We start from the raw sequence: 22,749 nt of genomic DNA, 5'->3' as shown, positions 1-22,749 counted from the left end.
GCGGTCTTTGACATTGGGCGCAGGCCGGCCCGTATGCTTTGCGTTAATGGTCGACAAAACCACGTGCGCGATCATCGGTGGCGGCCCGGCGGGCATGGTCCTTGGTCTCCTGCTGGCCCGCGCGGGCGTGGACGTCACGTTGCTAGAGAAGCACGGCGACTTCCTCCGTGACTTCCGCGGCGACACGGTGCACTGCACCACGTTGCGACTCCTCGACGAATTGGGCCTGTGGGAACGCTTCTCGCGGTTGCCGTACAGCGAAGTTCGCAAGGCGAAATTCGAGACCAATGGGCGCTCGGTCACTTACGTCGACTTCGAACGGTTGCGTCAACCCTTTCCGTTCATCGCGATGGTCCCGCAGTGGGACCTGCTCAGCATGCTCGCTGAGGCGGCGAACGCCGAGCCCACGTTCACGTTGCGAATGAACACCGAAGTCACCGGACTCCTCCACGACCGCGGTCGCGTCGCCGGCGTGCGCTACCAACATCCCGACGGACCCGGCGAACTGCGTGCCGAGCTGACGGTCGCCTGCGATGGCCGGTGGTCGATCGCTCGCCACGAGGCCGGACTCAAGACACGCGACTACCCGGTGAAATTCGATGTGTGGTGGTTCAAGCTACCGCGCGTCAACGAGGCCGAGTACTCCTTCCTGCCGCGCACCGCTCCGGGTAAGGCATTGGGTGTGATTCCGCGCGAGGGCTACTACCAGATCGCCTATCTCGGCATCAAGGGCACCGACGCCCAACTGCGTGCCCAGGGCATCGACGCATTTCGCCGTGACATCGCAGCCCTGGTGCCCGAAGCCGCCGGATCGGTCGACGCCCTGGCGTCCATGGACGACGTCAAGCACCTCGATGTACGCGTGAATCGGTTGCGGCGTTGGCATACCGACGGGCTGCTGTGCATCGGCGATGCGGCGCATGCGATGTCGCCGCTGGCCGGCGTCGGCATAAATCTTGCGGTGCAGGACGCTGTCGCGGCTGCGACGCGATTGGCCGAACCGCTGCGACGGCACAACGTCACGAACCGCGATCTGGCCGCCGTCCGCCGCCGGCGCATTCTTCCCACCGCAGTGACTCAAGGGGTGCAGCGCGTATTGCACCGAGGACTTCTCGGCCCGCTGCTGCGCGGCGAAGATCCGACCCCACCGACGGTCGTGTTCCGGTTACTGGAGCGGTTGCCGTGGCTGTCGGCGCTGCCGGCGTACTTCATCGGCGTGGGTGTCCTGCCCGAACGGGCACCCGCCTTCGCCCGCCGCACATCCAGTCCCGATAGCGGCCCGCGCTGATCGGCGACCGTCACGTGGTTTCGGGGTGGGGCGCCGCGGGTATACATAGAGAACGTAACTGGTCATTGAGTTGCCCATACCCGCAGTTCACAGCGGTGCGCCTCCCGAATGGAGTTGAGGCGGGGCGGAAGGAGACCATAAGAATGAGCATGAAGAAGATCGCCGGCACCGTCGGTATCGCCGGGTGGCTGGGAGCCAGCGCGCTCGGCCTGGGCGCCGGACTCGCGCAAGCCGATCCCGGCCCCCGCATTCCGGGCCCCCCGGGCCCGCACATCGACAACCCCAGCGACTGGCGCCCATTGCCACCCGGGCAAGTAAAGAAGTACTGCCCATGGCAGTCGCCGCCCGGGCAATGGATCGGCGGACCGCACGGTATCCCGTGCACATAAGCCAGTCGTGCCGATAGGCACTTACTGACACTACGAAAGTAGAGTACCGTCTGCGTCCGAGGCCATGGACAGACGACGGAAACCCAATCCCGCTGAACGCCGACGCGACTTGTGTGACGCGGCGATTCAATTGCTGGCCGATGACGGGGCTAAGGGTCTGAGCCATCTCAAGGTGGACCGCAAGGCCGGCGTCGCAGACGGGACCACGTCGTTCTACTTCCGGACCCGCTCGGCGTTGCTCCGCGCTGTGGCGGAGCGACTGGCCGAGTTGGACCTCGCCAATCTGCAGTCGGTGGCCGACAATTCGGGCAGTGCGGGCCAACCGCCGTCTCCGTCGCTGTTGTCCCAGGTGGTCATTCAATCCGGACGAGAGCCGGATTTGTCTCGGACCAAAGCGAGATACGAGCTGACGATGCAGGCCTCCCGGGATCCGGAAATGGCCGCGATTCTGCAGCAGGGAACCGACGCTTTCACCAAGCTGCACCGCGAAATCCTGGTCCAACTCATGCCGCACGGCAGCGCGTTGGATTCCGCGGTAATCGAAGATTTGAGCAATATCACGCTGACGTTCATCAACGGCCTGCTGCTCCGCTTCGTCCATGGCGACCGGATCGTCGATGACGCCGCGCAACTCGACACGATCTTGGCGGCAATCGCCACCGGCATCCTCAAGAGTCCGGCCAAGGGCCAGCTCACCGTGGCCTCCGATGCTGACCACCGCACCGGCGGTCTCGCGGACTCACCGCAATGAGCTGCCGATGGTCGGCGACGCGCCTCGGGTTCGGGCGCACCACCCTTGCCACCGCACCCGCCGTATGGTTCTCTACGGTAATAGAGAAACAGACGAGCGGGTCGCTCGCAGGGGCACCGCAGTTAAGCGAAATGTGTAAATTGCGCGAATCGGATCTACCGAAATTCCGGTGCTCGGAGGTGTTTCGTGACGACGAGCACTGACAGTCATGTTCGCTTCGATCCGTACGATGTGGATCTCATCGCCGATCCATATCCAGCCTTCGCACGCTTGCGCGACGAGGCACCGCTGTATTACAACGCGGAGTACGACTTCTATGCGCTGAGTCGTTTCGTCGACGTCAACAAGGCATTGGTGGATCACGTCACCTTCAGTTCCGCGCGAGGCGCAATCTTGGAATTGATCAAGGCCAATCTCGCCATCCCGCCGGGGATGCTCATCTTCGAAGATCCACCCATTCACGACGTGCACCGTAAGTTGTTGTCGCGCATGTTCACTCCGCGGAAGATCGCCGCGCTGGAGCCGATGATTCGGCAGTTCTGCGCGCAACTGCTCGATCCGCTCGTGGGATCGGGCCAATTCGACTTCGTCCGCGACCTGGGCGCATTGATGCCGATGAAAGTCATCAGCATGCTGCTGGGCATCCCGGACGACGATCAGGTCTACATTCGGGACCGCGGTAACGCCCAACTGCGCACGGAGGCCGGTAAGCCGATGCGGACGGCCGAGAAGGGATTGTCCGTCGGTGAAGCGTTCGCCGCCTACATCGACTGGCGTGCCGAACATCCGTCCGACGACATCATGACCGATCTGCTCAATGTCGAGTTCGTCGACGAAACCGGCACCACGCGGCGGCTGACTCGCCAGGAGATACTGGTATACCTCAACGTCGTCGCGGGTGCCGGGAACGAGACGACCACACGGCTTATCGGTTGGGCCGGAAAGGTTTTGGCGGATCACCCCGACCAGCGTCGTGAGCTGGCGGCGAACCCCGCGCTCGTCCCGCAGGCGATCGAGGAATTGCTCCGCTACGAGCCTCCGGCACCGCATGTGTCGCGGTATGTGACCAGTGATGTGAGTCTGTACGGCCAGACGGTGCCCGAAGGCAGCGTCATGATGATGCTGATCGGTTCTGCTTGCCGTGATGAACGTCAATTCGGCCACAACGCAGCCCAATTCGATATACATCGGCCTGTGCGACCGCACTTGACGTTCAGTGTCGGCAATCACTTCTGCTTGGGCTCGGCGCTGGCCCGCTTGGAAGGTCGCGTCGCGCTGGAAGAAGTCCTCAAACGCTTCCCCGAGTGGGATGTCGACCTGAGTGGCGCCCAGCTGAGCCCCACCTCGACCGTGCGCGGCTGGGAGTCGATGCCGGCCATGGTGCCCTGATGCAATCCAGCAAGCCCATCTTCGAACAATTCGAATCATCACCGGCCGCGAAGGAGAGACCTCATGCCTGAGTACGACTACGAGAAGATGAAGAAGGAAGCAGAGCAGTACATCAAGTTCGAGAAAGACGTGAAGAACCGGATCGCCTACATCACCTTCAACCGGCCGGAGGAACTGAACTCCACCACCTTGGGCATGCGCCAGAACTACGCCGACCTGATTCACAAATGCAACGTCGACGACGACGTCAAAGTGGTGGTGATTCGCGGCGAGGGTGAGGATTTCGGCAGTGGCGGCGATTTACCCGAGCAACGAGGGATGCTGGAGAACCCGGGCATGCCGCTGCTGCACGAACTGGCCATCAACGACGAGAACGTCAAATACCCGCCCGGCGGGTCCTACCGCTACCTTTCCACGGTCACCGACTTCTACGCCAAGGCTCGAGCGGGCAATCGCCCGCTGCAGGAACTCCGCAAGGTCAGCATCATCGAAGCCAAAGGTTACTGCTACGGGTGGCACTTCTACCAGGCCGGCGACGCCGACCTGGTGATCTCTTCCGAAGATGCACTCTTCGGCCACCCGGCATTCCGCTATGTCGGTTGGGGGCCACGACTGTGGTGGTGGGCCGAGACCATGGGACTGCGTAAATTTTCTGAAATGCTGTTCACTGGGCGGCCATTCAGCGCCAAAGAGATGTACGATTGCGGCTTTGTGAACAGCGTCGTGCCGCGTGAGAAGCTCGAGGAAGAGACGCTGAAGTACGCCATGGCCTGCTCGCGCTCGCGGCCCACCGACACTGTCGCGGTACAGAAAACGTTCCTAGAGCTCTACAAGCAGCACAAGGGAGAGTACTTCGGCAGCCTGCTGACCGGCATGGTCGAGGGAATGCTGCCGATGATCGCCAATGACCAGGAAAACGATGTCGACCTGACCGAGGGAACCTTCAGCAAGGGTCTCAACAACGTGGTCAAAGACAACGACCTGAACTTCCCGCCGGAGTGGCGCCTCAGCCGTTCGGGGCGCAAGAAGCCTTGACCGGCAAGCGCGCCCATGTCGGCTTTGACGGGTTTCACGGTCGTCGAGCTCGCTGATTCGGTAGCGGGGGAGTACTGCGGCAAGCTGCTGGCGGACTTCGGTGTAGAGGTGATCAAGGTCGAGCCGCCCCGATGCGGCAGCCGCACCCGGACCATGGCGCCCATCATTTGTCCAGACGCCGGACCAGAGGGCAGCGCGCTGTTCGCCTACCTCAACACCAACAAACAATCGGTCGTGGTCGACATTGATACCGACGACGGGCTCGAGGTTCTACATCACCTCGTCGGCACCGCCGACGCCGTCATCACCGACCACGCGACATCGTGGGCGCAGCGATACCCGGCGGGGGTGGTCTGTACGATTACCCCGTTCGGGCTGGGCGCCGACCCTGACCTGGACAATGCCAAAAGCATCAACGTCTTTCACGCCAGCGGCTGGGGTTACCATACTCCCAGCCACGCCCACCCTTCCGAGCCTCCGTTACAGGGTCCCGGCCGATTCCTCGCCGACTATGAAGCGGGGTTGGAGGCCGCGTTGTGTGTCTCAGCGGCGCTGTTTGGCCGATTGCACACCGGTGACGGCGAATCCATCGACATCTCGGAGCAGGCAGTGCTGGTATCGCGCGCCGACTGCATCCTCGGCCGGTTCATCACCGGCGAGGTTCCGGCGGAAGGGAAACGCGACGATTACGACCAGCAAGGCCCCGCAGAGTTCTTCTCCTGTGCGGACGGCTTCGTCTACCTGTATGTGACCAACCGCGCGCACTGGCTCGGTGTCAAGGCACTGTTGGGTCATCAAACATGGCTTGCCGACTTCGACGACGACTGGCTCGAATTTGGGGTCACTCCCGCGAAAGTCACGAAGTTCCAGCGCGGATTCGCAGCATGGGTTCAGCACTTGCCCAAAGAACATGCGGCCGATCAAGCACAACAGCTCGGTGTGCCTTTGGTGCCGGTCAATGACGCGGTGGATCTGCACCGCTCAGCGCAATACCAGCATCGGGGCTTCTTCCAGACCGTCCGGCATCCCATGCTCGGCACGGCCGACTATCCCACGGTGCCGTACCGGCTCAGCGCCTCGCCGGCGCGGGTGACCTCGCCCGCACCGAGTCTTGGTCAGCACACCGAAGTAGTCCGTCACCGCATCGGAACGCGGCGCATCGCGCCGGCGGCCAAACGGGCACAACTGAAACCGCCCACAGAGGGTCGCGGTGGCCCGCTGCAAGGGGTACGCGTCGTCGAGCTCACCAAGGTATGGGCCGGTCCGTACGCGGGAAAGTTGTTGGCCCTGTTGGGCGCCGAAGTCATCAAGGTCGAGACCGCGGCGATGCCCGAGGAGATGCGTGCCTACGGCGGTACAGATGTCAATCACGCGCCGTTCTTCCTGAGCATCAATCCCGAAATTCTCAGCGTGGACCTCGACATCAAGACCCCAGCGGGCATGACTCGCCTGCGGGAGCTCATTGCCCGCAGCGACATCGTGATCAACAACCTGCGGCCCGGTGCCATGGAGCGCCAAGGATTGGGCTACGAGCAGCTCAGGACGATCAAGCCGGACATCATCTCGGTCTCGATCAAGATGTGGGGAAACGACGGGCCGTTGGGGCAGCAAACCGGCTATGCCCCATGTTTCGCCGCACTGGCCGGATTGGCCGCACTGGTGGGCTATCCCGGCGGCCCACCGCGCGGGGCGAGCATGCGTTACGGCGATTCCACGGTCGGAGCCGCTGCAGCCTTCGCGGCAATCGTGGCGCTGCTGCATCGCGAGACCACCGGCGCGGGTCAATTCGTCGACCTATCGGCCGTCGAAACACTTTCCGCGATGATCGGAGACCGCCTGGTCGAACAGAACTTGACCGGACAGCACCTGGAAGTTGACGGCAACGCCCACCCCGATTTGTGCCCGCACGGTTGCTACCCGTGCGCGGGCGGCTCGTGGGTCACAATAGCGGTCGATGATGACGTTGAGTGGCAACGACTGTGCGAGGTGCTCGACGCAGAGCAGCTGGCCGCGCGCTATCCCACGCGTGGTGATCGGCATGCGCATAGCGCGGCGATAGATGCCGAGTTGCAGCGCCACACGCAGGGACATGACGCCGAACAGCTGGCACACCGACTGCGTATGGCAGGAGTGCCCGCAACCAAGAGCGCCACGGCCCCGGACGTGATCGGCGACCAACGGCTCTGGGACCGCGAGCTGTACCGCTTCGTCACCGACAACCGGGAAGGTCAGCGGCCGATTGTGGGACCGTCATGGCGGCTGACGCGTAACCCGGCCCGTATCGAGCGGGGCGCCCCAGATCTTGGTGCGGATACGGATTACGTTGTGCAGCAGATATTGTGTGCCGAGATGAACAGAGAAGCCCGAAGATGACGCCGCCGCTTGAACACACCGCCGCCTTGGTGACGGGTGCCAGCAGCGGCATCGGCGCCGCCACGGCGAGCGCACTGGCGGACCAAGGCGCCGCAGTCGCGCTCCTGGCACGGCGGGCCGACCGTTTGCGAGAACTTCAGGCCGATATCGAATCACGGGGCGGCAGGGCCCTTTTGATTCCCGCGGATGTCACCGACGCAGACCAGGTCACGGCCGCGGTGCAACGCGCCGTCGCCGAATTCGGGCGTCTGGACATCGTGGTCAACAACGCCGGCTTGATGCAGTCTGGGCCCGCGACGGAAGCGTCGATGCAGGACTGGGATCAAATGGTCGCGGTCAACGTGCAGGGAGTGCTGTACGTTACCCGGGCCGCTCTTCCGCACCTCATCGAGGCCGCCACGGATTCTCCTCGAGGGGTCGCCGATCTGGTGACCATCAGTTCCACCGCCGGGTGGGTGGCCAGACCTAACACCGCGGTCTACTCGCTGACCAAATTCGGTGTCAACGCGTTCAGTGAGGGCCTTCGTCAAGAGGTGCTCGGCAAACGCGTGCGGGTCGGTGTGGTGGGACCCGGAACGGTGGACACGGAGATTTTCAGCCACTTGGCCGCACCGTCGCGCGAAGCGTTCGAGCGCCAGACTGCCGGCATGGTGAAGATGCGTCCGGAGGATATCGCGGATGCGGTCCTGTTCATGGTGACCCGCGACCGGCGCGTGGCCGTCAACCACATGTTGGTGCGCGCCGCCGAACAGACCTGGTGACCGCGCCGCGCGGCGGGCAGCGATGGGTGACCGGCGACCAGCTAGGGCAACCGATTCCGGCCGATCCGGTCACGTTGCGTGCCGCAGGGCCCGAGTTCCTGACCCGCGCTTTCTGGGCCGCGGGGACGCTCGCCCCAGACGACGCCGTCACACACATCACCCGATTCGGTGAGGTCGCCGGCGGCAGCACGGGACGCAAAGCCACTCTGTCGGTGCGCTATCGCAACGTTGATACCAAGGCGCCCACCGAGTTGTTCGTCAAATTCTCCCGCGACTTTGACAATCCTGTCCGGGACCTAGGTCGCACGCAGATGGAACCGGAGGTGCGGTTCGCCGAATTGTCCCGCGCTCCTGGGTTTCCCATCGTCGTTCCCACCGTGCTCTTCGGCGACTACCATCGGGCAACCGCAACCGGGCTGTTGATCACCGAGCGCATCACCTTCGGAGACAACGGTATCGAGCCGCACTATGCCAAGTGCCTCGACTACCAGATGCCGCAACCCGTTGCCCACTATCGTGCGGTGCTGACTGCGTTGGGCCGGCTGGCCGGAGCTCACCGCTCGGGGCACCTGCCCGCCGCCCTTGGCGCCCAGTTTCCGCTGAACGTCGCGGCGGCGACGGTCGGGGACCGAGCCCCTTCGTCCGCGCGTCGACTGGACCGACGATTGGCCGAGCTGGCCGAGTTCGTCGACAACCATCCAATGCTCCTGTGCGAGAACGTGGCTCCGCATGAGTTCTTACCTGCACTCAGTACGCAGGCACCACGCTTCGCCGCCCACCACGACACAGTGCTGCGCGAACTGGGCGCCGACGCCGACTACATCGCTCTGTGCCATTGGAACGCCAACGTCGACAACGCCTGGTTCTGGCGCGACCGCGACGGCGTGCTCCAGTGCGGCCTGATGGATTGGGGCTGCGTCAGCCAGATGAACGTAGGCATGGCGATCTGGGGAGCCCTGTCCGGCGCCGAAGCCGACCTGTGGGATGGCCACCTGGACCAACTTCTTCAGCTGTTCGTTGCCGAAATGCGTCGCTATGGCGGTCCGCCATTGGACACCGACCGGGTCCGCCGGCACACCGTGCTGTATGCGGCCACCATGGGCGTCGCGTGGCTGTTTGACGTACCGGCGTTGCTGAGTAGACGGTTCGGCGCCGACATGCCGCAGCGGCGCGACGACCCGCGAATCCAAGACGACGAGAGCCTACGCGCCCCACTGCAGATGCTGTCGAATGTGCTCAACCTGTGGGCGAGATACCGCCCGGGTGACCTGCTGGATCTCGCGCTGGCCGAAGGAGACGGGTCGCCTAATCCGGCCAGACTGGATGCGGGGTAAGCAATTTCGCGCCATCTGGGGTGATGTGAACCGTGTCTCGACGAAAAACCGTACCGATTCCCGCGTGCCACACGTATCCCGAAATAGCGAGCACCATACCGGCCTCCAGGTGATCGTCTTCTCCTGCGGCGACGAGCGCTTGGGAAACCACCGGAGGATCGAAGCCCAAGCCTAGACCGTGCGCAATCGGCATCGGCGGCACCGGCTCGCCGGCACGGTCATAAGCGGCCAGGAACTCGCTGATCGGAGCACCAGCACGACATGCCGCGATCATGTTGCGGTACAGAGCATCTGACCGCTGGAAGAGCTGCCGCACGTCCTGGTAATCGGTGACCCGACCGGCCGGGAAGGTGCGGCCTACTTCGCTGACATAACCGCCGGCTAGCGCGCCCGCCGCGAACGCGACCAAGTCGCCGTCCCGGACTTCTCGATCAGCGCGTTGCCACGGGTGTTCGGTTGAGGTGACCCACGCGGCGTCCTGGGTTGCCGGTGTACTGACTCCGCCGGCGGCCATGGCCTCCAGCACCGCGCCCGCGAGCGTCTGCTGAGAGATTCCGGGTCGCAATTCGCCCAAGCCGGCGACCAATCCGCCTTGGGCGATCCGTACCGCCGGGCCCATCGCTGCGATCTCGTCGGGTGTCTTGATGCGCCGCGCCGCGCGCATCGCCAGTTCACCGTCGACGATCTCCGCGCGCGGGAATGCTCGCGGCAGCAAGGCCGCGAAGGTAGGCGTGATGGCGTCGGTGCCCACCCGGCGTGCCGCGGCGGCGCCGTCGATGTTCTTCAGCACATCGATCAGGGTCATCGGATTCCACGCCAATCCGTAGAGGTGGTCGTGACCGATCTCCGCGGGAACCCCTTCGTCGTCGGTGGTGTTGAGGTAGATGTCACCGGTGGCACGGATCACCACACAGACCGGTCCGAACGGCCGGGTTCCGGCGATCCAAAGCTGCGGTGCGCCAGTGACATACCGGACATTCGCTTGTCTTCCGAGCACCAAGACGTCCAGGTCGTGAGCCGCCATCTGAGCCAACGCTCGCTCTCGTCGACCCACTCGTAAGGCGGGTGGATCAGGTAAGACGTCAGTCGCCATACGGCTGATAAGGGTAGTTGGTGATCGGGGTGAAACCGTCGTCGGTGATGACCACGATTTCCTCGCTGCGATAGCCTCCCGTCCCGTCCTGCCACACGACTGGTTCCAACACCAGCAACATGCCGGGGGAGAAGACGAAGTTGTCGTCGTATTCTGCCCCGAGATCGGTGCCGATCATCGGGGCTTCGGCGGGGTAGGTGCCGATGCCGTGACCCAGGTAGAAATGCGGCAGCCACGGTTTGCGGCCTGCGTTGGCGGCGATCGCTGCGCGAGCCAAATCGCCGCACGTGGCACCGGCTTTCGTGACGGCAAGGGTCGCGTCGAGGATGGCACGCCACTGATGGAATTGGTCGTGCTGCTGGGCTGAGGGTTTTTGGCCGACCAGCCACGTCCTGCCGAAGTCCGAGCAGTAGCCGGCGTAGCTGAAGCTGATATCGGTCCACAGCACATCGCCGGAGCGCAGTTCCCGATCGGTGGGCAGCAGCGGCAACGCCAGGTCGCCGTGCGTCGTCCAGACACCAGCCGCCCGGGAACTGGGCATGACTTGCCAGATCGCTTCCAGCATGTTCGCGGTGGCGCCCAGCTCGAACGCGCGGCGCACCAACGTTGCCGAAAGGTCGATCTGGCGGACGCCCGGCACCACCGCCGTCTGTACCTCCGCCATGGCCTGCTCGGTGATCCGGCAAGCTCGACGCAAACAGGAAATCTCGTCGCGGGTCTTGATCAATTGCGCCGCGCCGACCACCGCCGCCGCATCCGACGGCACGCCCGACGGAAACAGCGTGCTCATGGCACGCCGCATGGCGCCGGTCATCTCGTCCACCGCCACGGTAGCGCCCGGCGGCAGCAACCCGGCCAACACGCGAGCGAATTGAGCTACGCCCGAGTCGAATTCGAGGTATACCGGCTCATGCACATGGTCTTCCGGCGCCGGTGGCGGTGCTGCGGAAGCTCCACTACGCAGCGGCATGAAAAGGTGGGGATGCTCGTCGTCGGCCAGTACGACGGCCACCGGACGTTCCGCGTGAGACAAACCGGCGTCCAGCAGGGGCCAGCTCGCCCCGGTCGCGTAGACCACGTGACCGTTCATCAACAGAATCAGCGCGTCGACCCCGTGTTCGGCCATGGCGGTGCGAAGTCGGGCGCCCGTCTCGGCGCGCATGCGGGCCCAATCCGGTTCGTCGGGAATGTCGAACTCCACACCACGCGCGGTGAGCGCGCCGGTCACCATGTGACGGGCAGTTCGTATACGCCGTAGGCGAGCGAATCGTGTTTGAACGGAACCTCCTCGAGGGGCACCGCCAACCGCAGGGTCGGGACGCGGCGCAACAAAGTCGGCAGGACGATCTGCAATTCCATTCGAGCCAGCTGCTGACCGACACATTGGTGACGACCGTAACCGAATCCGACATGAGGGCCGTCATCGCGGCGCAAGTCCAACCGGTCTGGTTCCGGGAACTGTCGGGTGTCCCAATTCGCCGGTGCTACATCGAGAATGATGCCTTCACCTGCCCGAATGGTCTCCCCGGCAACCTCGATATCTTCTAGGGCGATGCGTCGTTGCCCGGTCTGGATGATGCTGAGGTAACGCATCAGCTCTTCGACTGCTGTCGCGACGGCCTGGGGGTCGTCTTCCTCGCGCAATAACGCCATCTGGTCGGGATGTTCGAGCAGCGCGGCGACGCTCAGACTGATCATGTTGGCGGTCGTTTCATGCCCGGCGATCAACACGCCGGTGGCCAACTGTGCCGCTTCGCGCACACTGAGCTCATCGGCATTGACTCGTTCGGCCAAGTCCGACACCAGGTCTTCAGAAGGGTCGGTTCTTTTGGCCCGAACCAAGTTGGCCAGGTACTTGGCCAACGATGCCGCGCCCTGTGCGGTGTCCTCTGCGGTGGCATAGCGACCCATGCCGCGGTGCGCCTGCTGCTGAAAGAAGTCCGCGTCCTCATACGGCACGCCCAGCAGTTGGCTGATCACCAGCGAGGGAACCGGTAACGCCAGCTTGCTGACGATGTCACCCGGTTGCGGCCCGGCAAGCAGCGCGTCGATGTGATCGTCGGTGATCTTCTGCACCGCCGGCCGCAGTGCCTCGACGCGCCGGAAGGTGAAAGGCTTCGACAACATGCGGCGAAAACGGGTGTGTTCCTCGGCATCGGAGGTGAACACCGAACGCGGTCGGGTGTGAACCGTCGCCAACATTCCCTCGTTCCAGTGCGGGTAACCCGGTAACCGGTCATCGACACTGGCCCGCGCATCGCTGAACAGTGCACGGATCGCTTCATACCCGGTGATCAGCCACGGCGTGCTGCCATCCCAGATCCGGACCCGGCTCAATTGCCGATCGGCGTTGAGCGCCAACGACTTCTGCGGCGGAGCAAACGGGCAACCCGGTGTGCGGGTCATCGGAAACTCGGGGATATCGGTGGTTGGGTCCGTCGAGATGTCGGTCATGGTGCTCCTTGCTTGGTTTGACTGTCCCGGGCTGCTAGCCGACCGCCGGACTGACATGGACCGGCGCGCGCCACAACCCGACGATCGCGTCGATCAAGCCTTCCCCGGCAACCGGCCAACTCGAACGTGCGCTCGGACCGTGCTCGGCCAGCCCGCCTTCGTGTTCGGCACAGGTATGCATCAACAGATTTCGGGCCATGACCATGCGTTCTGCGCGCACCCGCTTGGGAAGGTCTGGCAGACAACGATTTATGCCGTCGATGGCCCGAACGAGGCGGGGTGAGGTGAGGGCGTCTTTCGTGACGACGTGACGGTAGGTCGGGTCGGCCATTGCTTGGGCCGCGAATCGTGCATACCAACTGGGCGTTCCCAGAGCGGCCAGGTGATCGGTCAGTGGCCGCACCAGCGTGCCGACCCAGTCGCGAAGCTCGGCCGAGTCCTCGATGTCGGCGAGCATCTGCGCACGCAGGTCTTCGATGGAATTTCGGTGCTTGCTCTCTATGGCCCGCAGCAGTTCGGTGCGAGTGCCGAAGTGATAACAGGCTGCCGCGTTATTACCTTGCCCGGCAGCCTCACTGATCTGGCGGTTGGAGACCGCATACATGCCGCGCTCGGCGAATAGGCGTTCGGCGGCGGACAGGATGGCCTCGCGGGTTCCTGTCGACCGGTCAGTGCGCACCGCCCGCGCCGAGGTCACCGTCTCAGTGAACACCGCGGCACGGGTTAAATCAAGCAGTTTATTTAGGTGGTCTGGTGGTTCGCTGTCGTGATGAGGAGGGCGGCGCGCTGTCCTCGGCCCCGGCCGAAGATGGTTTCCAACAGTCGCACCACGCGGTATCCGAGGCCGTATTTTCGGCGGATCACCGCCTGTAGGCGTTGCACCGTCACCGGGTCGGTGATCACCCGAGCGGTGCCCTCCACGGGCACCACGTCGTCACGCACCTTGCCGAACCGGTTGCTAGGCGCCAACAGAACCCGTGGATTGTTGCGGGCTCGCTTGACTTTCCAACTGTCCAACGGCGTCCACACGAATACGTCGTCACCGTCTCGTCCGATCCACATCGGCGTGGCAACGCCCTCGCCGTTGCGTTTGAAGGTGGTCAACGATACGAAACGTTGGTCACCCAACGCCAGGTCTTCTGCCATGGTCTCCACGATAGCCATGTCCGCGAGTTACATTCTTCGTCAACGCTTTTGGGCGCAACGACACGGTCAACAAGCGGCAACATTGGGTAACGATTCGTACCGTGCCCTGGATTTCGGCGCGCCGGGGATGGGACGGTGTTGCGCGTGAGTCTTGATGTTGGCGAGCTGGCGCAGCTGACGCGCGAGCAATGGATGGACAGGCCGCCGCAACGTTGCACGCGGGGCCACTGGCTGCTGCCGGGACACATGATCGTCGCGACGATTGCGTGCTCGTGCGGCCCACACATCTGTTGGGAATGCGAATGCGGTGCGGCGACTTACGAACCGGCGTTGATCGAATCCTGCAGCCTAGGCGGATCCTGACCAGGCTCGACACCGGTCGACAACCACACCAAGATCCGTTTCAGGCGTACCCGGAACTGCTCGGGGAAGGCAGTTCCGGCGTCTGAGCGTTATTGCGCGGTGCCCAGCGTGGTCAGCATGCCTGCCGCGGCGCGCTGCCAGGTGAACATCTCAGCTCGGCGGCGCGCGTGAACACGCCGGTGATCCTCGGGTCGGCTGACGATGGTGCGCACCGCGTGTGCGATAGCCGTCGGATCGTTATCGGCCAGTGCGCCGCTGTCAGCAGTCACGATCTCACCTAAGGCGGATGTGCGCGATACGACGGCCGGCGTGCCACAGGCCAGCGATTCGAGTGCGGCCAGACCGAAGGTTTCGTGCGGTCCCGGCGCCAGGGCAACGTCCGCGGACGCCAGCAGCCGGGCGACCGTCTGCCTATTGGAGATGAAACCGGTGAAGGCGATGGGCAGTCGCGCCGCCTGCCGTTCCAGCCTGGACCGCAACGGTCCTTCTCCAACAATGACCAGCCGAGCATCGACGCCGAAGTCACACAGTGCGGCCACCGCGTCGATGCTGCGGTGGGCATGCTTTTCCACCGACAGACGTCCGCAATGGACGAGCAAGATCTGAGCCGGATCGGCGAAGCGCTGCCGCACCCGCGCAGAACGCCAACGCGGGTGGAAGGTTTGCAAGTCGACTCCCAATGGCACGGTGACGGTGTTGGTGGCACCGATACGGTCGAATTCTTCGCGGGCAAAGCGGGTGGTGCATACAACGGTGTCGTAATCGGCTGCGGTGCGCCGATTGGCGAAGTCGGCGACGCGCTGGGCGGCGCGCCGTGGAAGTATCTGTCCGGCAAGGCGATCCAGGCGTTCATGGGAGATCATCACGGTGGTTGCGCCGTGGTCGCGGCCCCACCGGCCCAGCGATCGCAGAGTCAACCGATCCGAAACCTCCAAGGCGTCCGGCCGCAGCGATCCCAGCAGGGCACGGACTGGCCCGGGCATGATGGCGCGGTACCCGCCGGTGAACGGGAGCTGAGCGGCGGGCACGGTGATCCGGACGACTCCGGTGGGGAGGCGGCCGCTCGCGGCGTGTGAGCCAGGGACGACGAGAAAGACCTCATGGCCGCTCGCGCAGTATTCCGCACCAAGGCGGTCCACGGCAGTACGCAAGCCGCCGGAGCGAGGACCATAGAAGTTGGCGACCTGAACGACTCGCATACGGTGAGGGAAACCCGCCCGCATGTGCGGTCAACGATCCTGGTCCGACGGTTGCCTGAACAGTGCGTGAACTCTGCTCAGGCGCAGGCTAACTGGGCTTCTTGAGATGAGGCCCCAGCATCTGATGCCAAGCGCGGGACATGTTCTGGAATTCATCTTCACAGTTGCCCGCCCGGTCTTCGGGTAGGTCGCCGGAAGTCACGATATTGGCGTTGGCCACCGGATCAGATCCGTAAATCCAGCACTCCCAGTTGTACATGCGGGTGATGTCCATGGAGTGGCCATCCCAGAAGGGCAGATCATTGGCGTCGCCGGCTTCTTTGGCGCTCAATTTCCAATCCTGCGCGGTGTCGGTCGCGATTCGCACCCCATTCGGATACGGCTTGCCGTCGGCTCCGGGGGTGAGCAGCATGAAAGCGGAGAGTTGGTCGGCGACATCTTCCTCGCGACCGGTGAAAGCCAGCTGATACACGGCGAGGGTGGCGTGACCGAGTTCGTGGTAGAACCCCGAGATTGTCGCATCGACGGCCGCCTGTACCGAATCTGTATTGCCGCTGTTGGCGAACCGTTGTTCGCTTTCCTGAATGTCCTCGTAGCACAGCTGTATTTCGTTGACATTGGGATCCCAGTAGTCGTTGGCCTCACCGCATTGCTTGCCGACCGCGGTCAGGTCGTAAGGCAGGTTCAAGGTGTCGTTGACTTGCTGCGCCACGGTCTCCAACAGCTTGGCGTCGGTCATGATCTGGCGGCCCCGCTGCGCTTCGGGGGTGTTCCCAGCCTCGTAGCGAGTGGTCATTTTTCCCGCCGGCGGGGGCGGACTCGACGGTGCCGGAGCCGAGGACTGTGTTGCCGACCCTGTCGACCGACTGCCGCTTTGTTGGCCGGTGGTGCTGCTGCAGCCGCCGGCGATCAGCAAGGCAGTCAGGGACATGCTCACCGCGACTGCAACTTTCATTGCGCCACCTTCCGGTCTCTCGACACGCCGCAGGACAAGTAGTTGCACGGTACGACACTTAGCCCCACCGTCCGGTCGATTTGAGCAGCGGTCGTGGGACGAGTTGAACTTTGCGGCTGTTTCGCTCGTGACCGGTGGGAACTTCCCGCCGGTTGGGTTGAAGAGGAGCGATTTTGACTAGGGTAAAAGGTGCATCACCGAACGCAACCATTGCCGATCGGCTGGTCACCAGTGGGCAACTGGTGAGCCGATACGGATTGGTGCTGGTCTTGGCATGGATCGGATTCGGCAAGTACGTCAAGATGGAAAGCCGCGTGCTGATCGAACACAGTCCCCTGATGAGCTGGGTGTACGACGTGGCGAGCGTGTCGACGGTCGCTCGCACCCTTGGCACGTTGGAGATCGTCGCCGCGATTCTCATTGCGGCGCTACCGTTCTCGGCACGGCTGTGTGCGTTCGGGAGCGCGATGGCCATCGTCCTGTTCCTCGGCACACTGAGCTTTCTGTTCACGACGCCCGGTGTCATCGCAACTCATGCCGCCGGGGTCCCGGTGCTGTCGGGGATGCCCGGCCAATTCCTGCTGAAGGATGTCGTTCTCATCGGGGTGTCGATGTGGAGTTGCGGTGAGGCACTGAGGCGCGGCCGACGGGATAGGCGGTGGGGTGAGGATTACGGAGTGGAGAGCAACAGCATCACCCTGCCGTCGGCGGATGGCGCGGGGAAGGCGCGTTCGTCGAAGCCGTAGTGCGCTGGTTCGGGTGAAGTGATCAGCGATTCTGCCGGTGGCGGCTAGGGCGCCATTGCGAACGTGGGCCATGGTCGCGTTGAAGTCGGCACCGCCAGGGTCTCCGCGAGCAGGAGCGCCTCACCGCCGGACGGCAACGCCACCGGCACGCCCCCACCTGGCGTAGTTATTTCCGCCACGGCCGGTTCTACCCGGTGCCAATGCTGCGATGGCGCGTTTTTCTTTGACCCACATGACACCCGACGGGATGCAGACGATCGCATACACCATCGCCACCAGGACCAGCCCCGGCTGCCACGCCATCCCCCACGCTAAGCGGCGCGGCCCGACCCGGCCAATTGCTCGTCAAGTCGGCGGCGTCCCAACTTCAGTGCGTACCAACACAATACGCGTGCGACGGCCATGCAGGCGAGGATCGCCAACCCGACGGTCCCACACACCTAGAAGGTGCTATCACCGTGATTGATGGTCGCGGCAAGCATCACCGCCGGAATCAGCGTGGTCACCAACAGCAGCAGCGCGTAGGACGGATGGCTGGTCAAGTAGGGGGTTAAATAGGGGAAGTGATTGTCCACGCCCGATTGCTGCCGGATACGGTCAGCGTTCCGACCTCGGCATGTACGGCGTTATCCACGACCCGCTGACCACCCGCGGGGTCACCAGTGACCGCACGAACCAGGCGCCGAAAACCACGGCTACCACCAGGGCTCCCCAGAACACACCGCCGATCGGTCCTCCGGTGCCGGGAACACCGAACGCGCCGTGGACGTCGATAATCTTGCCGATGAAGAATGTCAGCGGCAGCCCGAAGAATAATTCGAGGAGCCACACCTGTATCAGCTGAGGAATGCATGCACCTAGCCGGTCGAACGCCAACACGCGTCGCCAGATGAAGCCCACGATTTTCATGACCGGGGTCGGGGGAGGAATGCGGGTGAACCGCTGTTGAAGCGAGTCCAGAGGAAAACAATGACCGATCCACGTGGTGAGGTGGTTGAATTAGCCCGCCCGGCGATGGCTAGAGCCAGGGCAGACAGGCGAGGGTGAGGTACCGGTCCAATGGCCAGCGGCGTGACGGCTGACCGCCCGACGCGGCGAAGGCGGATGCGGTGATTGCACGGATCATTCACCGGTTTCCGCTCATCTTCATCGGTGCGTGGGTGCTTGCGGCGGTCCTGGGCAATAGCTTGGCTCCGCCGCTCGAACAGCTGATCAGCGTCGAAGACCAACCCTTCTCGCCCTACGGGACCCCCACTTCGCTTGCCGTGCAACGTTCGGCAGCCGCTTTCCACGAAGCCGCCGGTGACAACATCGGCTACTTGGTCTTGGAGCGCAATGGAGCGTTGACTGCCCGTGACCGCGCCTTTTATGACCGCGCGATCGCGACCTTGCGCGCCGACCCGAGACATGTGGTCACTGTCTCGGACTGGTGGTCGATCCCGGCCACTGCGGACGCGGTGCTCAGCGACGACCATCATGTCGTGACGGCCAGCATGTTGCTTGCCGGCATGGTCGGCACGTCACAAGCTACTGAGTCGGTCACGGCTGCGCGGGCAACCGTGGCGCAGCTGCATCCGCCCGACGGTCTGCAAGTTTTCATCACCGGTCCTGGTGCCACCGTCACCGACGAATTCGCCGCTTTCGACAGACAGATCCAACTGATCACCGCAACGACGCTCGCGGTGCTGCTGGTGCTGTTGCTGGTCTTGTATCGGTCGCTGGTCAGCGCGTTGGTGCCTTTGACGTCGGTTCTGGTCGCGTTGGCCGTGGTCAAGCCGATTGTGTCGGTGCTCGTCGATCATGAGGTCATCGGCGTCTCGCTGTTCTCCCTCGGCTTGAGTGTGGCAGTCGTGGTGGGGGCGGGCACCGGCTTCGCCATTTCCATGATCGGGCGGTACCACGAGCGACGTCGGGAAGAACTCTCGCCGGAGGAAGCGCTGGTCGATGCCTACCGAGGGGTGGCGCCGGCAATCATCGGCTCAACGTTGATGGTGGTGGCGCCGCTGGGCGCGGTGGGATGGCTGAACCTGGCTCGCATCGGCATCTTCGCGACGACGGGAGTTCTGTGCTCGATCGGCGTGCTGGCGGTCGGCTTGGCGGCACTCACGTTGACCCCTGCGCTCATCGCGCTGGCAAGCCGCGCCAACTGGGCGAAGCCACCCCGCCGCAGGAATCTACGGGTGCGGTGGCGGCGCATCGGTATTCAGGTCGCCCGATGGCCGGCGCCGATCCTGGTGGCCTGCGGAGTGTTGATCTTCGTTCTCACCGTCTCCGGGCCCGGCGTGCCGATCGGATGGGACGAAACCGCAGCCACCGCCCCTCGGGCAGAGTCGAACCGGGGCTACCAAGCGGTGAACCGCCACTTCGGCGCTAACCAGCTACTGCCGGAAGTCGTCACGATTCAGACCGATCACGACTTGCGTAACCCCGCCGGGCTCACCGCCATCGAACGTATTACCGGCGCCGTCATGGGTGTCACCGGCGTGCGCATGGTCCAGTCCGCAAGTCATCCCAATGGGCTGGTGTCCAAGCAGGCAGCGATGACGGCGTCAGCGGGAAACCTCGGCGATCGACTCGACGAATTCTCCGATCGACTGTCAGCGCGGGATGCGACCTTCACCAACCTCGGGGCCGCGGGCGGTGACATGACGACCGCCCTGGACCTGTTGCAGAACAGCGTGCAACAGGGGGCCTACGGCATCGGCCAGGCGAGTCTGGCCGTCCATCTCATGCAGGTGTCGATCGACAAGATCCGCGCCCGCGCCGCCGATGTGTCTGACATCTTCGACCCCTTGCGCAGTTTCGTGTCGGCGATCCCTGACTGTCCGACCACGCCGGTCTGTTCGGCCGCCCAGGATGCGGTGCAATGGTCCAACACTGTGGTCGACCGGGCTACCACGTTGGCAGATTCCGGAGACCAACTGGGGAAGGGAATCGCCGATGCGGCGTCCGGACCGGCCGGCCTACCCACCGCCTTCGGCGGAGTCAACATGCAGGTGTCCGCGGTCAGGGGTTCGGCGACCAGCCTCAGACAGGCCATAGACAATCCCGGCGCGACACCGATACAACAGCTGCCCGACCGGTTACGCGAACTCGCCGCCGTCTCGCGGAGCCGCCCCGGCATCGACCTCTATGCCTCCCGGAAGATCCTCACCGACCCCAACATGCAGGTCGCGCTGGACGGCTTCTTCTCACCTAATGGACAGGCGACGCGCCTGCTGGTCTTCGGTGACGGACACGAATGGGGCAGTGACGGAGCCCAACGGGCCGGCGCCATCCGGAGCGCGATCGCCGACGCGACGAAAGACGGCACCCTCAAACCCACCAGTGTGGAACTGACAGGTGTGGGACCGGCGACGCGTGACCTGCAGACTCTGATCGGCGGTGACCTGACCTTGCTGGTCGTCATCACCCTGGCAGTGATTTTGGCGATCGCGGCGCTATTGCTGCGCAGTCCGCTCGCGGGTCTGATCGTCACAGGCACCATCGCCGCTTCGTATGTCGGTGCCCTCGGTGCCAGCGTGTTGATCTGGCAACGCGTCTTCGGTTATGCATTGCATTGGTCGGTACCGCCGATCGCGTTCGTGTTGCTGGTGTCCATGGGGTCGGCGGGCAACCTGCTCTTCGCCTTGCGTATCCGGGAAGAGGCGCCCGCCGGGCCCCGTACCAGCATCATCAGAGCCTTTGCCGCTGCCGGCGCGGTGGTTACCACCGCCGGGATCGTCATCGGGCTGCCGATGTTCGGGCTGGCGTTGAGCAGCGTGCTCAGCGTCGCGCAGATCGGCGTCACCGTCGGCCTCGGTCTCTTGCTGAACACCCTGGTGACGCGTGCCTTCGTGTTACCGGCATTGATGGCCATGCTGGGGCGCTGGCTGTGGTGGCCACGGCCACCGGTGCGCGCCTGACCTAATAGCGTTGTCCGGATAGCGTTGTCCGGCATCCACTTTTCGACAAGGAAGCGATTGAGCAGTCAAGGCCTGTTAGCGGGGCAAGGCGCGGTGGTGGTGGGCGGCAGCCGCGGCATCGGATGGGCGGTGGCCGACCTACTCGGTCAACTCGGCGCCGGTGTGTTGGTCAACGGACGCGATGCCGATCGAGTGCAACAGACAGTGGCGGCGTGGCAGGCGTCCGGCCGTCGAGCCACCGGACTGGCCGGAGCCGCCGACAGCGAGCGCGTCGCCACCGCGCTCGTCGAGAAGTGTCTGGCCGAATACGGCCGCCTGGACATCCTCATCAACTGCGCGGGCGTCGCGGAGCCCGCCCACTCGTCGATCCTCGACATCACACCGGCCGACTTCGACTCGCTGATCAAAGCCCACCTCGGCACCGTTTTTCACACCTGCCGCGTCGCGGCGCGGGTAATGGCCGCACAGGGCCGCGGCGCCATCGTCAACACCAGTTCGGTGGCGTTTCTCGGTGATTACGGCGGCACCGGATACCCCGCAGGCAAAGGCGCCGTCAACGGGCTGACGATGGCCATCGCCGCGGAGCTCAGAGCCTCCGGTGTGCGGGCCAACGTGATCTGCCCCGGCGCCAGAACGCGGTTGTCCACCGGCCCTGCTTACGAGGAGCACATCACCGACCTGCACCGCCGGGGCTTACTGGACGAGTTGACCATGCGGGCCTCGCTGGATGCCGCGCCTGCGGCGTTCGTGGCACCGCTGTACGCCTACCTGGCAAGTGACTTAGCGCGCGAAGTGACCGGTGAAATCTACGTTGCAGCAGGCGGTTTCGTCGGCAGCTTCGACCGGCCCACACCGCGTGTGCTGGCATACCGCGACCACCGGGACAACGAACCGTGGTCGCTCACCGAGCTGCATTCAATACTGACGGCACGTTGAAAACCGCTCAGCCAAGCCAGGTGAAGAACAACACCAACGCGGTGTAGCCGGCGACGACTACCGCAGCTCCGGCCGCGCCGGCGCGCGCCGACGCCCCGTCGATGGGGTCGAGCCAGCGCCGGAACGGTCGAGAGGCCGCCGGCACCAGTACCCATTGCAGCAGCACGACGCTGATGACGTTGCCTACGAAGACGGCTATCGCTGTCGCGACACCCAACCTGTCGAGCGCGGGAGCGAGCCACTTCGACAGCAGGATCACGGTCGGGTACAAGCACAAAACCACGAGCATCGCGGTCTTCCAGGCCGGGGTGATTTTCGGCTGCCCGTCGGCGATGCGGACCGTCGATCCGAATGGGGCGCTACGCGGCAATTCGGCGAAGTCACCGTTGAGTTCGTCGCGCAGGCGTGGCAGCGCTTGCTCGCGCTCGCGCGACCTGATCCATCTGGCGAGTTGTGCGGCGGTGCGGAAACGTAAGACCGACATCCACTGGCCGGAGGAGTCGGCGGGAAAGACGGTCGTTCCGTCATAGCCTGGGAAAGTCGAGCTGACAGTGGTCAGGTCTCGCTGCGCGGCGACGAACTCCGCTCCTTTGCCCGGGGTGACGCTGTGCAAGAAGACGCCGACGTTGGGT

Annotated in this window: 20 protein-coding genes and 1 pseudogene; 11 read left to right on the top strand and 10 right to left on the bottom strand. The window is 64.1% G+C overall.

The genetic code is table 11. The features are described from left to right. Positions 1 to 46 precede the first annotated feature (46 nt). The 8 genes from A9W95_RS20285 to A9W95_RS20250 all read left to right on the top strand — a co-directional run bounded on the left by A9W95_RS20285 (position 47) and on the right by A9W95_RS20250 (position 9,320). Complete coding sequence (locus A9W95_RS20285) at positions 47 to 1,288, top strand: FAD-dependent oxidoreductase (protein WP_082983225.1); 1,242 nt, start codon at positions 47 to 49, stop codon at positions 1,286 to 1,288. A 143-nt stretch (positions 1,289 to 1,431) separates the two neighbouring features. After that, positions 1,432 to 1,677: a hypothetical protein gene (locus A9W95_RS20280; RefSeq protein WP_067416855.1), complete on the top strand. Its 246-nt coding sequence runs from the start codon at positions 1,432 to 1,434 to the stop codon at positions 1,675 to 1,677. 64 nt (positions 1,678 to 1,741) lie between these two features. Next, on the top strand, positions 1,742 to 2,428 hold the full coding sequence (locus tag A9W95_RS20275) for a TetR/AcrR family transcriptional regulator (protein WP_067416852.1): 687 nt from the start codon (positions 1,742 to 1,744) through the stop codon (positions 2,426 to 2,428). A 186-nt stretch (positions 2,429 to 2,614) separates the two neighbouring features. Then, entirely contained in the window at positions 2,615 to 3,817 is a 1,203-nt protein-coding gene (locus A9W95_RS20270) for a cytochrome P450 (RefSeq protein ID WP_067416849.1), read from the top strand. Between the two features lie 63 nt (positions 3,818 to 3,880). Beyond that, positions 3,881 to 4,852 (top strand): enoyl-CoA hydratase/isomerase family protein, encoded by a 972-nt coding sequence (locus A9W95_RS20265; RefSeq protein ID WP_067416845.1) that lies wholly within the window; start codon positions 3,881 to 3,883, stop codon positions 4,850 to 4,852. 15 nt (positions 4,853 to 4,867) lie between these two features. Then, positions 4,868 to 7,225 carry a CoA transferase gene (locus tag A9W95_RS20260; RefSeq protein WP_067416842.1) on the top strand — a complete coding sequence of 786 codons (2,358 nt, stop codon included), beginning with the start codon at positions 4,868 to 4,870 and terminating at the stop codon, positions 7,223 to 7,225. After that, positions 7,222 to 7,986, top strand: a complete 765-nt coding sequence (locus A9W95_RS20255; protein WP_067416839.1) for an SDR family NAD(P)-dependent oxidoreductase — start codon at positions 7,222 to 7,224, stop codon at positions 7,984 to 7,986. The genes A9W95_RS20260 and A9W95_RS20255 overlap by 4 nt, the downstream gene beginning before the upstream one ends. A 26-nt stretch (positions 7,987 to 8,012) precedes the next feature. Then, entirely contained in the window at positions 8,013 to 9,320 is a 1,308-nt protein-coding gene (locus A9W95_RS20250) for a hypothetical protein (protein WP_067416941.1), read from the top strand. Here A9W95_RS20250 and A9W95_RS20245 read toward each other — a convergent pair. From A9W95_RS20245 to A9W95_RS20215, 7 genes are all read right to left on the bottom strand, one after another. Further along, positions 9,292 to 10,413 carry a Xaa-Pro peptidase family protein gene (locus A9W95_RS20245; RefSeq protein ID WP_067416836.1) on the bottom strand — a complete coding sequence of 374 codons (1,122 nt, stop codon included), beginning with the start codon at positions 10,411 to 10,413 and terminating at the stop codon, positions 9,292 to 9,294. The two genes, A9W95_RS20250 and A9W95_RS20245, sit on opposite strands and share 29 nt — an antisense overlap. Next, entirely contained in the window at positions 10,403 to 11,644 is a 1,242-nt protein-coding gene (locus A9W95_RS20240) for a Xaa-Pro peptidase family protein (protein WP_067416834.1), read from the bottom strand. The genes A9W95_RS20245 and A9W95_RS20240 overlap by 11 nt, the downstream gene beginning before the upstream one ends. Beyond that, a complete protein-coding gene (locus tag A9W95_RS20235) occupies positions 11,638 to 12,867 on the bottom strand; it encodes a cytochrome P450 (RefSeq protein WP_067416832.1) in 1,230 nt (409 codons plus the stop codon). The genes A9W95_RS20240 and A9W95_RS20235 overlap by 7 nt, the downstream gene beginning before the upstream one ends. Before the next feature lie 34 nt (positions 12,868 to 12,901). Then, positions 12,902 to 13,579, bottom strand: a complete 678-nt coding sequence (locus tag A9W95_RS20230; RefSeq protein WP_067416829.1) for a TetR/AcrR family transcriptional regulator — start codon at positions 13,577 to 13,579, stop codon at positions 12,902 to 12,904. Between the two features lie 29 nt (positions 13,580 to 13,608). Then, positions 13,609 to 14,013, bottom strand: coding sequence for a PPOX class F420-dependent oxidoreductase (locus A9W95_RS20225; RefSeq protein ID WP_067416939.1), 405 nt, complete (start codon positions 14,011 to 14,013; stop codon positions 13,609 to 13,611). Positions 14,014 to 14,465: 452 nt separating this feature from the next. Beyond that, on the bottom strand, positions 14,466 to 15,575 hold the full coding sequence (locus tag A9W95_RS20220; RefSeq protein WP_067416826.1) for a glycosyltransferase: 1,110 nt from the start codon (positions 15,573 to 15,575) through the stop codon (positions 14,466 to 14,468). A gap of 88 nt (positions 15,576 to 15,663) precedes the next feature. Beyond that, entirely contained in the window at positions 15,664 to 16,530 is an 867-nt protein-coding gene (locus A9W95_RS20215; RefSeq protein ID WP_067416823.1) for a DUF4344 domain-containing metallopeptidase, read from the bottom strand. 173 nt (positions 16,531 to 16,703) lie between these two features. On the opposite strand from A9W95_RS20215, the gene A9W95_RS20210 reads away from it, so the two are divergent. Then, on the top strand, positions 16,704 to 17,276 hold the full coding sequence (locus A9W95_RS20210; protein WP_082983223.1) for a DUF417 family protein: 573 nt from the start codon (positions 16,704 to 16,706) through the stop codon (positions 17,274 to 17,276). A gap of 440 nt (positions 17,277 to 17,716) precedes the next feature. On the opposite strand, the gene A9W95_RS28250 is transcribed toward A9W95_RS20210, so the two are convergent. Both A9W95_RS28250 and A9W95_RS28085 read right to left on the bottom strand, forming a co-directional pair. After that, positions 17,717 to 17,851: a hypothetical protein gene (locus tag A9W95_RS28250; RefSeq protein ID WP_256388922.1), complete on the bottom strand. Its 135-nt coding sequence runs from the start codon at positions 17,849 to 17,851 to the stop codon at positions 17,717 to 17,719. A 22-nt stretch (positions 17,852 to 17,873) separates the two neighbouring features. Continuing rightward, on the bottom strand, positions 17,874 to 18,185 hold the full coding sequence (locus A9W95_RS28085; RefSeq protein WP_253851713.1) for a hypothetical protein: 312 nt from the start codon (positions 18,183 to 18,185) through the stop codon (positions 17,874 to 17,876). Positions 18,186 to 18,385: 200 nt separating this feature from the next. Between A9W95_RS28085 and A9W95_RS20200 the strand changes: the two genes are divergently transcribed. Both A9W95_RS20200 and A9W95_RS20195 read left to right on the top strand, forming a co-directional pair. After that, positions 18,386 to 21,181 (top strand): RND family transporter, encoded by a 2,796-nt coding sequence (locus A9W95_RS20200; RefSeq protein WP_067416821.1) that lies wholly within the window; start codon positions 18,386 to 18,388, stop codon positions 21,179 to 21,181. Positions 21,182 to 21,238: 57 nt separating this feature from the next. Then, on the top strand, positions 21,239 to 22,117 hold the full coding sequence (locus tag A9W95_RS20195) for an SDR family NAD(P)-dependent oxidoreductase (RefSeq protein ID WP_067416818.1): 879 nt from the start codon (positions 21,239 to 21,241) through the stop codon (positions 22,115 to 22,117). A gap of 7 nt (positions 22,118 to 22,124) precedes the next feature. Here the strand turns inward: A9W95_RS20195 and A9W95_RS27345 are convergent. Further along, positions 22,125 to 22,749, bottom strand: a pseudogene (locus tag A9W95_RS27345) (antibiotic biosynthesis monooxygenase); the annotation flags it as partial.

Source organism: Mycobacterium sp. 1423905.2 (assembly GCF_001673155.1).
Lineage (GTDB): Bacteria > Actinomycetota > Actinomycetes > Mycobacteriales > Mycobacteriaceae > Mycobacterium.
The sequence above is the reverse complement of the archived record's forward strand: the minus strand, read 5'-3'. Positions and strand labels throughout refer to the sequence as shown.

Excerpts from the sequence above, each read along its gene's own strand:
- A9W95_RS20285 (WP_082983225.1), top strand. The coding sequence starts at position 47 with ATGGTCGACAAAACCACGTGCGCGATCATCGGTGGCGGCCCGGCGGGC.
- A9W95_RS20280 (WP_067416855.1), top strand. The coding sequence starts at position 1,432 with ATGAGCATGAAGAAGATCGCCGGCACCGTCGGTATCGCCGGGTGGCTG.
- A9W95_RS20275 (WP_067416852.1), top strand. The coding sequence starts at position 1,742 with ATGGACAGACGACGGAAACCCAATCCCGCTGAACGCCGACGCGACTTG.
- A9W95_RS20265 (WP_067416845.1), top strand. The coding sequence starts at position 3,881 with ATGCCTGAGTACGACTACGAGAAGATGAAGAAGGAAGCAGAGCAGTAC.
- A9W95_RS20260 (WP_067416842.1), top strand. The coding sequence starts at position 4,868 with ATGTCGGCTTTGACGGGTTTCACGGTCGTCGAGCTCGCTGATTCGGTA.
- A9W95_RS20255 (WP_067416839.1), top strand. The coding sequence starts at position 7,222 with ATGACGCCGCCGCTTGAACACACCGCCGCCTTGGTGACGGGTGCCAGC.
- A9W95_RS20245 (WP_067416836.1), bottom strand. The coding sequence starts at position 10,413 with ATGGCGACTGACGTCTTACCTGATCCACCCGCCTTACGAGTGGGTCGA.
- A9W95_RS20240 (WP_067416834.1), bottom strand. The coding sequence starts at position 11,644 with ATGGTGACCGGCGCGCTCACCGCGCGTGGTGTGGAGTTCGACATTCCC.
- A9W95_RS20235 (WP_067416832.1), bottom strand. The coding sequence starts at position 12,867 with ATGACCGACATCTCGACGGACCCAACCACCGATATCCCCGAGTTTCCG.
- A9W95_RS20225 (WP_067416939.1), bottom strand. The coding sequence starts at position 14,013 with ATGGCAGAAGACCTGGCGTTGGGTGACCAACGTTTCGTATCGTTGACC.
- A9W95_RS20220 (WP_067416826.1), bottom strand. The coding sequence starts at position 15,575 with ATGCGAGTCGTTCAGGTCGCCAACTTCTATGGTCCTCGCTCCGGCGGC.
- A9W95_RS20215 (WP_067416823.1), bottom strand. The coding sequence starts at position 16,530 with ATGAAAGTTGCAGTCGCGGTGAGCATGTCCCTGACTGCCTTGCTGATC.
- A9W95_RS28085 (WP_253851713.1), bottom strand. The coding sequence starts at position 18,185 with ATGAAAATCGTGGGCTTCATCTGGCGACGCGTGTTGGCGTTCGACCGG.